Here is a 12483-nt window from a genome sequence, read left to right as displayed (position 1 = left end):
AAGCTTCTTTTAAACAACTTAGTCACTACTTACGTTAAAGTGGTGACTGAGTTGCTTCTTCAAATAATCAAAAAACTCTTCATTCGGTTTATCCGAAATTAAATGTGCTAACTCTGCGCCTAAAGGCGTTAATTTATAAAACTGTAGCACCACATTGGCTTTTTTTGCACTAATTTTTAAAGGCAAGCCATTGTAAGTAAAGATAATAGCTTCGTTTTGGGCCATAGCATTTGATTCACTTTCTTGTGTATAGAGTAAATGATTCTCAGCGAGCGCCAATAAGTCGGCATGATTCAGGCCATAATGGCTTAAATTAACATGTTGTAGCCTATGACTAGAAAAAAAATTCAGTAAACCAGGCTTTTGATAACAGCCTGAAATTAAACGGATGTTTCTTTTACTTTGATCTTTAATGGCTAAAGCGCTGGCTTTTGCTAACAACTTAGCGTCATAAATACTCATATCACGAAAAACTTTTAGTGCTTTATACGAGAAAGAACCGGGTTTAGTTAACTCTCCGGCTAAAATCTTTGCCCATAAATCTTGCATGGTTGGGTTGCTAACTTCTTCCGCAAGAGTAATATATCGGCTAAACCAATCGTTATCAGCTTTGTGTTTAACATCACTATTTGCACAATATGCTAGTGATTTCTCAACAATCGCTTCAATATTTTTTTGTTTGCGCAAATGCTCTAAGCGATTGCGTTTAGAGGTTCTATCTTCGATAGGCATTTGTTTTTCAAGCGGCTGTAAAGTACCGTCAATCACAAAGTGCTTTGCGAGTTTTGTTAAGCGTTGTGAAGCACTCGTTTCGCTATTTTTACCATTTGAGTTTGGGGTTGTGGGCGCTTCTATAACATCGGTAGGTGAATCTTCTTTGGTCACAATGACCGTTTTTTTTTCTGTTTCCATTTTTAGATTACCTTACTGATTACTTTGTGAGCGATTTAAGCGTTTGATTATGATTTATTCTATGGTTTTATTGAATATTGTCAAAGTGGCTTTTATTATCTTGTTTAATGGTGTAAAAAAGTAGTATTAGTTTATAGTTAAGCTAAACTTGTTTAAAAGAATAAAATTAATACTTAGCTAGTTATGTTACTGAGAAATACTAATTTTCGAGGATACACTAGTTATTTGAGGGCAGTATGCAGGCATCAGAAAATACTAACGATGACTTTTTATTCATTGATGACAGTGATGAAGATGAGGTTTTAGCTCAAGGTAGCGATGAAACATGGCAAGTGCTAATTGTTGATGACGATCCTGAAATTCATTCAGTTACTCAACTTGCATTATCCGACTTAGTTGTTTTAGGTTGCCGTCTTGAATATTTACATGCTTACTCTGGTAAGGATGCATGTCAACTCATCGAAGAAAACCCTAATATTGTTTTAGTATTACTTGATGTCGTTATGGAAACTGATGACGCAGGCTTAAATGTTGTTAAACACATTCGTGAAAATTTACACCGTCAAGATATTCGTATTGTACTTAGGACCGGACAGCCGGGATATGCGCCAGAAGAAAGCGTTATTAAAGAATATGATATTAATGACTATAAAACGAAAACAGAATTAACGAGACGTAAGTTAGTCACAACTGTTTTTGCCGCAATTCGCTCATATCAACAAATTGCTACCGTTAACGAAAACCGACTAGGTTTAGAAAAAATCCTTTCAGGCGCTTCTGAATTATCATCACAACACTCTCTTAGTAGTTATAGTCAAGGTGTTGTTGCACAGCTACAAGACTTAATTGGTAATGATGCTGCTGCCGTGTTTTGTGCGAGAGGGCAAGGTATTCTCGAAAATGTTGACGATTTAAGTTTTTATATTCTCGCGCAAGTTGGTTACTCAAACGAACTTATTAATCAAAAGTTAGAAGTGTTAGATGATGAAGAGGCTAATAAAGAAGTTAAAAGTTGTTTTATGCAGCAGCAGCATCAATATTCGCCTAACACCTTAAACCTATACTTAGTGAAAGGTGATTACCGCGCAGTGATTCATGTTAGGTTGACGCGGCCACTAACCGATATTCAAACACAGCTACTTAATGTATTTTTAACTGGTGCATCAGTTGGCTATGAAAATGTTCATTTATTTCAAAAGTTAAGTAATGCGGCATATAAAGATTGGTTAACTAACTTACCTAATCGCCTTGATTTTCTGCGTTTACTTGATGAGTTCTCCTTACATTCGTATAAAAATGAAGTAGCAGCCCTTATTGATATTAATCACTTTAGTGATATTAATGATGCTTTAGGGCAAGAGGTCGGTAATCAGTTGCTTTATGCTGTTGGTCAGCGTATGCAAAAAATGGGGGCTGGCTGTAAATTCTCCCGTGTTGGTGCTGACGTTTTCGGTATCATTGGTCCTGCAGAGCACCTAACGCCAGAGAATTTAATGGCTCTATTTGACCAGCCTTTTGCGGCAGGGGAGCAAAACCTTCCTATCAGTGCTTGTTTTGGTTTATGTACTCAGGAGCACGCTAAAAGTACTGGGGTACAAGTACTTAATCAAATCAACATTGCACTAAATTTAGCGAAGAAAAATCGTTTAGAACATTTCGCCTATTATAATCCTGAAATGGAAGAGCAAATGCTTGGTCGCTTGAATGTTATCAGGCAGTTACGTACCGACTTTGCTAATAATTGTTTGGAGCTGTGGTATCAACCTCAATTCTCATTAGCGACTAAAAAAGTCATTGGTGCAGAAGCCTTACTACGTTGGCGTACTGCTGATGGTACATTTATTCCTCCTGGTGTATTTATTCCATTAGCTGAATATTCAGGCCTAATTATTGAAATTGGAGACTGGGTAGTTACCGAAGCTTGTCAGCAATTAAAGCGACTAGAAGATGATTTCAATCATATTAGTATTTCGGTCAATGTCTCTATTCCTCAGTTTAGGCGCGGTGACTTTGTTGATACAACAATCAATACGATTAGATCTCAAAATATTAAACCAAGTCGATTAGAGCTAGAGATCACTGAAAATATTTTAATGGACGACCCTCAAATTGTTATTGATGCTTTGGCTCGATTAAAAGAAGAAGGTGTTAGTATTGCATTAGATGATTTTGGAACAGGGTTTTCATCATTAAGCTACTTGCAAAAGTTACCATTAAATCGCCTAAAAGTTGATCGTAGTTTTGTTACTGATATCAACAAGGAAGGTCAGTCAGTTATTGCCGAAACAATTATCAACTTAGGGCAGAAAATGAACCTAAAAGTGATTGCTGAAGGTATTGAAGAAATTGAACAGCAAGATCATTTAATTAAATTAGGCTGTGATGAAGTACAAGGCTTTTATTATGCTAAACCTATGCCTGAGGATGAGTTTGTTAAGTTCTTACATGACAATCGTTAACTACTCTTAAGCATTTATTCCCCCGCTATTTATATATTTAGGGCATAACATTTTGCTATTTATCAAAATGTTATGCCTTTTTATTTATCTGAAAATTAAAGTCAAACAAATAATTAAAACAACCGTTTTAAAAAGTTGCTTTTCTATTTTTTTCAAGGCACACTCAAGTAACTACTATCAAAGCAACAAATAAGAATTGCAAAAATAGTGACCAATATTCAAAGCAAAATCAGTAAAAGTAACTATGATATTTAAACGTCTACATAACGTATTAGTGCTTGGTCAGTGATTTATATTTAAGTAAGTTTCAATGAGGAGAATAGCTATGTTATACCAAGGCAATAGCCTTAGCGCTCAACTATTAACAGATGGTATTGTTGAATTTAGTTTCGATGCACAAGGGTCTGTTAATAAGTTTGATCAAGCAACATTTGCTGAATTTATTGCGGTAATTGCTGCAATTCGTGCGTGTGATGAGGCAAAAGGTGTCATCGTAACATCAGCAAAATCGACTTTCTTAGTCGGCGCTGATATTACAGAATTTCTGGATATTTTTAAGCGTGACGAAGCAACCTTAGTTCCTTGGATCAAAAAAGCCTCTGATGTTTTTGATGCCTTTGAAGATCTTGATATGCCAACGGTTGCTGCCATTAATGGCGTCGCATTAGGTGGTGGTTGTGAAATGACTCTCGCTTGTGATTATCGTGTTGGTGATAGCAATATTAATATTGGCTTACCTGAAGTTAAGCTAGGCATTATGCCAGGCTTTGGCGGCACGGTTAGATTACCACGCATTATTGGTGCCGATAACGCCATTGAGTGGATGTCTACGGGTAAAAGTTATAAAGCCGAAGAAGCATTAAACGTCGGCTTACTCGATAGTGCGGTTGCTCCTGAAAGCTTGCGTAGCGCAGCATTAAAAATATTGAAACAAGCCATTGATGGTAAATTAGATTGGCGAGCTAAGCGTCAATGTAAGCTTGAACCGCTTAAACTCAGTAAGCTTGAGCAGTTAATGACGTTTAGTACTTGCAAAGGCATGATCGCTGCTAAAGCGGGTAAGCATTACCCGTCGCCAATGGTTATGGTCAATACCGTTGAAGCTGCGGCTAATTCAGGTCGCGCTGAGGCAATGGCATTAGAAAACCAAGGTTTTGCTAAACTAGCTAAAACTGATTCAGCAACAGCGCAAATTGGTTTGTTTATGGCTGACCAAGTGGTTAAAGGTAAAGCCAAAAAAGCAGCTAAACTTGTTGATAAACCGGTTAATAAGGCTGCAGTGCTTGGTGCCGGCATTATGGGGGGCGGGATTGCCTATCAATCGGCTTATAAAGGTACGCCGATTGTCATGAAAGATATTAACGATAAGGCGTTAACTTTAGGGCTAGCTACTGCCTCTAATATTTTAACGAAACAGGTTGAACGCGGAAGAATGTCAGCGACAAAAATGGCTGGCGTGTTAACCAATATCACCGCAACCTTGAGTTATGATGCAGTAAAGGATGTTGATGTTGTGGTTGAAGCGGTTGTTGAAAACCCGAAAGTCAAAGCAGCAGTGTTAGCTGAGGTGGAAAGTTACCTGAGTGATGAGGCTATTTTAACCTCGAATACCTCGACTATTTCTATCGATTTATTAGCACAAAGTGTTAAACGCCCAGAAAAATTCTGTGGCATGCACTTCTTTAACCCCGTTAATCGTATGCCACTTGTGGAAATTATTCGTGGTAAACAAACCTCAGACGCCACTATTGCTTCGGTAGTTGCTTATGCTGCGAAAATGGGTAAATCGCCAATTGTTGTTAACGATTGCCCTGGGTTTTATGTCAATCGTGTACTTTTCCCTTATTTTGCTGGCTTTAGTCAATTAGTGCTTGAGGGCGTTGATTTTGCAAAAATAGATAAAGTTATGGAGAAAGAATTCGGTTGGCCAATGGGGCCTGCTTACTTACTCGATGTAGTAGGTATTGATACCGCTGATCATTGTACTGGTGTGATGTCGGCAGGGTTTCCACAACGTATGCAGAAAATTGAGAACGACCCAGTTAGTGTATTGTTTGAAAATAATCGTTTGGGACAAAAAAATAGCCAAGGTTTTTATAATCATGGTACGGATAAGCGTGGCAAAGCTACTAAAGTTGCAGCACCTGAAGCTTATGCGCTGTTTGCAGAGCCCGCAACTAATAACACACTTAATGCGGAACAAATTATTGAACGCTTAATGATCCCTATGGTGAATGAAGTGGTGCGCTGCTTAGAAGAAGGCGTTGTTGATAGTGCAGCAGAGGCTGATATGGGCTTGATTTACGGTATTGGTTTCCCTCCATTTAGAGGTGGCGCTATTCGTTACCTTGAAACATTAGGGTTAAATAACTTTATTAATGCCGCCGATAAATACGCTCATTTAGGTGAAATATACCAAGTAACTGACGGGCTTCGTGAAATGGCCGCGTCAGGCAAGTCTTATTTTAATAGCGACGTGAAAACCGCTTCGGCACATAACGCTAAATAACCTGTAGGAGAATAACATGAAAGAAGTTGTCATCGTTGACTGTATAAGAACTCCTATGGGACGTTCAAAAGCTGGTGTATTTCGTAATGTTCGTGCTGAGCAGCTTTCAGCACATCTTATTGAACAATTACTAAAGCGCAACCCGTCTTTGAATCCTGCTGATATTGAGGATGTCATTTGGGGCTGTGTTAAGCAAACTAAAGAACAAGGCTTTAATATTGCTAGAAATGCTTCGTTACTTGCTGGTTTACCAAAATCAGTAGCGGGGGTTACGGTTAACCGTTTATGTGGCTCATCAATGCAAGCACTTCATGATGCTACTACGGGTATTATGGCAGGCTTAGGTGATGTTTACTTAATTGGTGGCGTTGAACACATGGGGCATGTACCTATGATGTATGATGTCGACTTTGCCCCAGCGTTGAGTAAGCATATTGCTAGAGCTTCAGGCAGTATGGGACTTACCGCTGAGTTACTAGGTAAACAACATGGCATTAGCCGTGAAATGCAAGACGCCTTTGGCGCTCGTTCTCATCAAAAAGCGCACCAGGCGATGTTAGCAGGTCGTTGGGATAATGAAATTGTAGCAACCCAAGGGCATGATGAAGAAGGTGCATTAACCTTAGTTGAACATGATGAAGTGGTTCGCCCTGAAACAACGGCGGAAGGTTTAGCCGCTTTACGCCCAGTGTTTGATCCCGTTAATGGTACGGTAACGGCAGGTACATCATCAGCTTTATCTGATGGTGCCTCAGCAATGCTAGTAATGTCAGCTGAAAAGGCAAAAGCATTAGGGTTAACCGCACGTGTGAAAATAAAGAGCATGGCGGTTGCGGGTTGTGATCCTGCAACTATGGGTTATGGCCCTGTCCCAGCAACTAATAAAGCATTACAGCGCGCCGGTTTAAGTATTAGCGATATTGATTTATTTGAGTTTAATGAAGCATTTGCAGCGCAGGCACTATCTTGTGTTCGCGCATTAAAAGTGGAAGATAAACTTGATGATAGTATTAACTTAAATGGTGGTGCGATTGCACTTGGGCATCCGCTGGGTTGTTCTGGCTCTCGTATTTCAGGTACGTTAATTAATCTTATGGAAGGGCAAGATGTTAACCTAGGTCTAGCAACTATGTGTATTGGACTAGGGCAAGGTATCGCGACCGTATTTGAGCGAGTTTAAAGATAACTCGTTAGCGAAAATAAATAACCTGAGCTCGGCTTAACAAATGTTTCTCTAGCAGCTACTTTTCCTAACTTCTTCGTTAAATTTACTTGCAATAGGCTAGCTATTGACGCGAAATTTGCCTTGAATTAAGAAAAACTATCAAGCTAGCGATTCAGAAAAGTAATTTTTGCTGATATTTCAATTTGTTAAATATCTCTTAAACCGAGTTCAGGTTAAATAGATTAATGCCGTATTCAAAGCACTTTGAATACGGCATTTTTATTTGCGGTAATTATTTTTTAGTGTTTGTTTTTCACGAGTGAAGTTTTTATAAAATAATATCTTTTAAACGCAGGCTGTCATCGCTGTTGCGTTCGCTCATTTGCGCCATAAATAACTCCGCTGTGGCAATAGCATCACTAAGGGCATTATGAGCTTGATGCTCAGGTAGTTGATATTTATGGCGTAAGTTACTCAATCTAAGCTCAGATGGGTCATAAGCAACATCGCGTTTATCAAGCTGCCGTTTAGCAATCGCTAAGGTATCAATGACGGGAAATATCGGGGCCATACCGTAATACTTTAAACACACTTGCGTGAGAAATTGTATTTCAATACGGGCAAAGTGAACTAACATTACTTTACCTGCTAATGCCTTTAGCAAGGTCTCAACTACTATTTTCCTGTTTAATCCCTTATCTTTTTGGCTATCAGTAATATGATGAATAATAACGTTACTTTCTTCTAGTTGCCGTTTAGTTCTGATTATTTGATGGAAACAGCTTTTTAATGCCATTTGTTGTTGCGTTATTTCAATAAAGCCAACACTAAGCAGTTTATCTTCTTTGGCATTTAAGCCGGTGGTTTCAAAATCAACAGCAAGTATTGGTAACTGATTAATTGGAGTATTTAAATCAGGTAATGGTACTGATAAAAAATCACGTAGAGCGCCTTTTGGGGCTTTTTTTAATAGCCGTTTTCGGCTCGCTTCGTAGCCAAGTAACCAAGAGGTTAGTGGGTTATTAACCATTATGCTTGCTCATTAAAAAAGGTGAGGTAAGTACTATCATTAGTAATTTGACTGACGTGCATCTTGTAATGTTTTAATCACCTTGAATGCGTCTTTTAAATGTTGGCGTTCAAGTTTCGATATTTCTTTAGGCGATAAATAGTTATCTGCACTTTCGCCTTTTGCTAGTGCTTTGGCTTGGTGTGCAACGCGCAACATCCCTAAAAACTCGTAAGCATCAATTAAATTTTCAGCGGAGGCTTTGGTTAAAGAGGGGGTTCCTGCTGCTTGTTGAATTCGTTCTATTGTATTTACCGCGCTAATTCCTTCTGCTAATGCATAAATTCTCGCTAAATCAACGACGGGGGCAATGCCGTTGTGTTTTAAGTCTAAGGTTGCTCGGTGTTTACCACTTTGCTTTAAAACAAAGTCACGGAAAAAGCCAAGTGGTGGTCGTAGTGCTAATGCATTTTTAGAAAGATGAGCAATAAATAGGGTATTTTTTTGGGTTTTTGTCAGTAGCTTTTTACGTACACTACGTAATAAAGAGGTATCACCGTAAATGGTTTCTAAATCAAAAAAAACGCTACTGTTTAATAGAGCTTTTGGACTCGGAGTATCAACCCAGGCGGAAAAATATTTATGCCAAACTTGTTGTGGTTGACGCCATTTAGGATTGGTCGCCATAATATCACCAGGGCAATAAATAAAGCCACATTCGGCTAAACCATCACAGACAAAATGTGCTAGTTGCTCAAACCAAGCATCGTCGTATGGTTTCATACTGTTGCAAATAATAATGGCATTATCTTGGTCTGAATGCGCGAGTTGCTCTTGCCTTGCTTGCGAACCTGCAGCAAGCCATGCATAAGGTACTGGTGCTGAGCCATATTTACTTTCAGCCATTTCAATGAGGCGTTTGGTAAATGCCATAGTAATGGCACTAACACTTTTTCCGACATGATCTGCACTACTGCCTAGTTTGGCTAGACGAATTTGTAGCTTAGGGAGTAATAAACTGATTTGTTTAAGCTCATCAATGCTATTGGCTTTATGAATTATGCTTGATAGGTTAATCGCATTATGACCTTCATTATTAATTAAATCAGTGACCGTCACCATTCCCACTAAGTTACCTTGTTTTGTAACGGGTAAATGATGAATATGTTTAGCTGTCATCGTCATTAGTGCATCGTAGGCATTGTTTTTAATATCTATCGTGCTCATATTCTCAGTCATAATTGCACTGATAGGCTCACTAATGGCAAGCCCTTTAGCAACACAGCGTCGGCGAATATCTTTATCAGTCACTATACCTGCAGGTATGCCATCTTTGACAACAACTAAGCATGAGTAACCTTGCTCATTCATTTGAATAGCGGTTTCTTGAATGCTCTTACTCGCACAAATACTAGCAACGGGGCTATGGTAAAAATTACTTACTGAGGTATTCATTAAGGTTGAAGATAAAATTGCTTCTTCATTTACCTTAGTCATTTGAGTTTTTAAGCGCTGAGCGGAGTTTTGGCTGAAAAAATCGCTAATACTAGGGAAGCGTTCACCAATGGCTGTGAGTACTTCAACATTGACACTATAAATTAAACAGTCTTCATCGGTTTGTACTTGTTGTGCATCAACGTTAGTGTTTTTTTCTGCATGATAAAAAGCATCACATAAATCACTTTCACCCAAGCGGTTAATTAATTCACCATTACTAGATAAGCAACTAACGGCCCCTTTTCTGAGGATATAGAGTCTAGGTTCATTAATGCCTTTCGGGGGTAAAAAGTCACCCTTACGTACATAGTTAATATTTAACTCGCGTACTAAGTGCGCCAATACTTGTTTAGGCAAGCTATCAAAGGGAGGAATGCTTTGAATGAAAGCGCTAATTTCTGAAAGTTCAGTGTCCATGATGTCCAACCTAGCTTGCGAGTGAGCTGTTTTAGATGTTAGTGGTAATTTATGACCTTGCGCGCATATAAACAAGTGTTATTACCTAAACCTAGACTAAAGTGTGAGACGTTTGATTCACTGTTTTTATTTCAAGAAAAATCTAACGTTAACTTATGCTATTTATCATTTTTTATAATACTACAGAGACTGATAATAAATAGAACTTTTACTCTATTTTTTTTCGGTAAACTGCTGTTTTTTAACGAACTAGACTAAAGGCTAATACCCCGTAAAAAAAAAGCTTGTTAGATTAATTAACAGTAAAAGTTGAGTATGGATTTTTGCCACTGTTACTTAAAACGATGACTTATATTTACGATAAAATATGGATCAATTATTTAGGTATTAGTGACAGTAATCTATAGCGATACTTTCACTAAAAAATTATTACAACTTTAAGTTAAGCGTAAAAAAGCGAAATAAAAATATAAAACGCTAATAATAACGCTACGTCGCTAGGAGACTATTGTGGAAGAAAATAAAGAAGCATATTGGCAGGAAAATCTGCGCTTGATCTTTATCTGTCTTGCAATCTGGTTCGCAGTTTCATTTGGTTTAGGTTTGTTGCTTGTTGAGCCATTAAATGAATTTCGTCTAGGTGGGTACAAACTTGGTTTTTGGTTTGCACAGCAAGGATCTATTTATTCATTTTTAGGTTTGATTTTTTGGTACGGTGCCAAAATGAACAAGCTTGATAAAAAATATCACGCAGAGGACTAAAAGATGGATGAGTTAAAACTATATACATATATTGCAGTATTTGGCACGTTCGCCTTATATTTTGCTATTGCTTGGTGGGCTCGAGCAGGCTCAACTAGTGACTTCTACGTAGCGGGCGGTGGCGTTACACCACTACAAAACGGTATGGCGATTGGCGCTGACTGGATGAGTGCCGCGTCATTCATTTCAATGGCAGGTTTGATTGCTTTCTTAGGTTACGGTGGTTCAGTATTCTTAATGGGCTGGACCGGTGGTTATGTATTATTAGCCATGCTGTTAGCGCCATACATGCGTAAGCACGGCAAGTTTACAGTACCTGAATTTATATCTGACCGTTACTACTCTAAAACAGCTCGTATTGTTGCAGTTGCTTGTTTAATTATTGCGTCATTAACGTACATCATTGGTCAAATGAAAGGCGTAGGTGTTGCATTCTCTCGCTTCTTAGAAGTTGAATACGCGCTTGGTTTATATATTGGTATGTTCGTTGTTTGGGTATATGCAGTACTTGGTGGCATGAAAGGTATTACTTATACGCAAATCGCTCAATACGTTGTTATGATTTTTGCTTATACAATCCCAGCGGTATTTATTTCATTACAACTTACTGGTAACCCTATTCCACAATTAGGTTTAGGTAGCACATTAGCTGATGGCAGCGGTGTTTACTTGCTTGATAAGTTAGATATGGTAGTAACTGATTTAGGTTTTAAAGAATACACGACAGATAATTTAGGCGGCACGTTAAACATGTTTGCTTATACTATGTCATTGATGATTGGTACAGCGGGTCTTCCTCATGTAATTATGCGCTTCTTTACTGTTCCTTCAGTGCAAGCTGCACGTTCTTCTGCAGGTTATGCTTTAGTATTTATTGGTCTTTTATATACTGTTGCTCCAGCAGTTGGTGCTATGGCACGTTTAAACCTAATGAATACGATTGAACCTGTAGCCGGTCAAAATCTTGAGTATTCTGAGCGTCCACAGTGGTTTAAAGACTGGGAACAAACAGGTTTATTACAGTTTGAAGATAAAAATGGCGATGGTAAAATTCAGTACACTGCAGATGCTACAACTAATGAAATGGTGAAAGTTGACCGTGATATTATGGTACTAGCTAACCCTGCAATTGCTAACTTACCAAACTGGGTTATTGCTCTCGTAGCAGCGGGTGGCTTAGCGGCCGCATTGTCAACAGCCGCTGGTTTATTGTTGGCAATATCGTCCTCTATTTCGCACGATTTAATGAAAGGTGTACTAACCCCTGACATGTCAGAGAAAAACGAGTTGCTAGCCGGTCGAATTGTAATGACAATCGCGATTATTATCTCAGGCTACTTAGGGCTAAATCCGCCTGGATTTGCCGCCGGTACAGTTGCCTTAGCCTTTGGTTTAGCCGCATCAAGTATCTTCCCGGCATTAATGATGGGTATTTTCTCTAAGAAAATGAGTGGTACAGCAGCCGTTTGGGGTATGTGTTCAGGTATCGGTGTAACTATGCTTTACGTATTCCAACATAAAGGCATTATGTTTATCCCAGGTACTTCATTCTTAGGTGATATGGGTCCAGATTGGTTCTTCGGTATTTCACCTAATGCATTTGGTGCAGTTGGCGCATTGGTTAACTTTGCAGTAGCATTTATCGTACTTAAAGTGACAGGTCCAGCACCAGCTCATATTCAAGATATGGTAGATAACATGCGTGTTCCAGGTGAAGTGAGCGCAGCACACGATCACTAGAGAGCTCATGTAA

8 protein-coding genes are annotated in these 12483 nt (G+C 38.7%); 5 read left to right on the top strand and 3 right to left on the bottom strand.

All coding sequences use genetic code 11. The features are described from left to right. Nucleotides 1–18: 18 nt before the first annotated feature. Nucleotides 19–912: a TIGR03899 family protein gene (locus tag ABD005_RS02860; RefSeq protein ID WP_343814740.1), complete on the bottom strand. Its 894-nt coding sequence runs from the start codon at nt 910–912 to the stop codon at nt 19–21. Nucleotides 913–1148: 236 nt separating this feature from the next. On the opposite strand from ABD005_RS02860, the gene ABD005_RS02855 reads away from it, so the two are divergent. From ABD005_RS02855 to fadA, 3 genes are all read left to right on the top strand, one after another. Then, nucleotides 1149–3371, top strand: coding sequence for a bifunctional diguanylate cyclase/phosphodiesterase (locus tag ABD005_RS02855; protein WP_343814737.1), 2223 nt, complete (start codon nt 1149–1151; stop codon nt 3369–3371). 325 nt (nt 3372–3696) lie between these two features. After that, a complete protein-coding gene (gene fadB, locus ABD005_RS02850) occupies nt 3697–5880 on the top strand; it encodes a fatty acid oxidation complex subunit alpha FadB (RefSeq protein WP_343814734.1) in 2184 nt (727 codons plus the stop codon). A gap of 16 nt (nt 5881–5896) precedes the next feature. Next, nucleotides 5897–7060, top strand: coding sequence for an acetyl-CoA C-acyltransferase FadA (gene fadA / locus ABD005_RS02845; RefSeq protein ID WP_215978775.1), 1164 nt, complete (start codon nt 5897–5899; stop codon nt 7058–7060). A 313-nt stretch (nt 7061–7373) separates the two neighbouring features. On the opposite strand, the gene ABD005_RS02840 is transcribed toward fadA, so the two are convergent. Together ABD005_RS02840 and ABD005_RS02835 are read right to left on the bottom strand one after the other, a co-directional pair. Then, nucleotides 7374–8075: an exonuclease domain-containing protein gene (locus tag ABD005_RS02840; RefSeq protein WP_343814731.1), complete on the bottom strand. Its 702-nt coding sequence runs from the start codon at nt 8073–8075 to the stop codon at nt 7374–7376. A 39-nt stretch (nt 8076–8114) separates the two neighbouring features. After that, a complete protein-coding gene (locus ABD005_RS02835; RefSeq protein WP_343814728.1) occupies nt 8115–9968 on the bottom strand; it encodes a putative nucleotidyltransferase substrate binding domain-containing protein in 1854 nt (617 codons plus the stop codon). 510 nt (nt 9969–10478) lie between these two features. Between ABD005_RS02835 and ABD005_RS02830 the strand changes: the two genes are divergently transcribed. Both ABD005_RS02830 and ABD005_RS02825 read left to right on the top strand, forming a co-directional pair. Continuing rightward, nucleotides 10479–10730: a DUF4212 domain-containing protein gene (locus ABD005_RS02830; protein ID WP_215978778.1), complete on the top strand. Its 252-nt coding sequence runs from the start codon at nt 10479–10481 to the stop codon at nt 10728–10730. A 3-nt stretch (nt 10731–10733) separates the two neighbouring features. Further along, entirely contained in the window at nt 10734–12470 is a 1737-nt protein-coding gene (locus tag ABD005_RS02825; protein WP_215978779.1) for a sodium:solute symporter family protein, read from the top strand. The last annotated feature ends 13 nt before the right edge of the window (nt 12471–12483 follow it).

This window comes from Colwellia asteriadis, from assembly GCF_039523295.1.
Lineage (GTDB): Bacteria > Pseudomonadota > Gammaproteobacteria > Enterobacterales > Alteromonadaceae > Colwellia > Colwellia asteriadis.
This window is presented reverse-complemented; position numbering and strand designations above follow the sequence as displayed.

What these genes read in the sequence shown, in the direction of transcription:
- fadA (WP_215978775.1), top strand. Translation starts at nt 5,897, where the DNA reads ATGAAAGAAGTTGTCATCGTTGACTGTATAAGAACTCCTATGGGACGT.
- ABD005_RS02825 (WP_215978779.1), top strand. Translation starts at nt 10,734, where the DNA reads ATGGATGAGTTAAAACTATATACATATATTGCAGTATTTGGCACGTTC.
- fadB (WP_343814734.1), top strand. Translation starts at nt 3,697, where the DNA reads ATGTTATACCAAGGCAATAGCCTTAGCGCTCAACTATTAACAGATGGT.
- ABD005_RS02860 (WP_343814740.1), bottom strand. Translation starts at nt 912, where the DNA reads ATGGAAACAGAAAAAAAAACGGTCATTGTGACCAAAGAAGATTCACCT.
- ABD005_RS02840 (WP_343814731.1), bottom strand. Translation starts at nt 8,075, where the DNA reads ATGGTTAATAACCCACTAACCTCTTGGTTACTTGGCTACGAAGCGAGC.
- ABD005_RS02855 (WP_343814737.1), top strand. Translation starts at nt 1,149, where the DNA reads ATGCAGGCATCAGAAAATACTAACGATGACTTTTTATTCATTGATGAC.
- ABD005_RS02835 (WP_343814728.1), bottom strand. Translation starts at nt 9,968, where the DNA reads ATGGACACTGAACTTTCAGAAATTAGCGCTTTCATTCAAAGCATTCCT.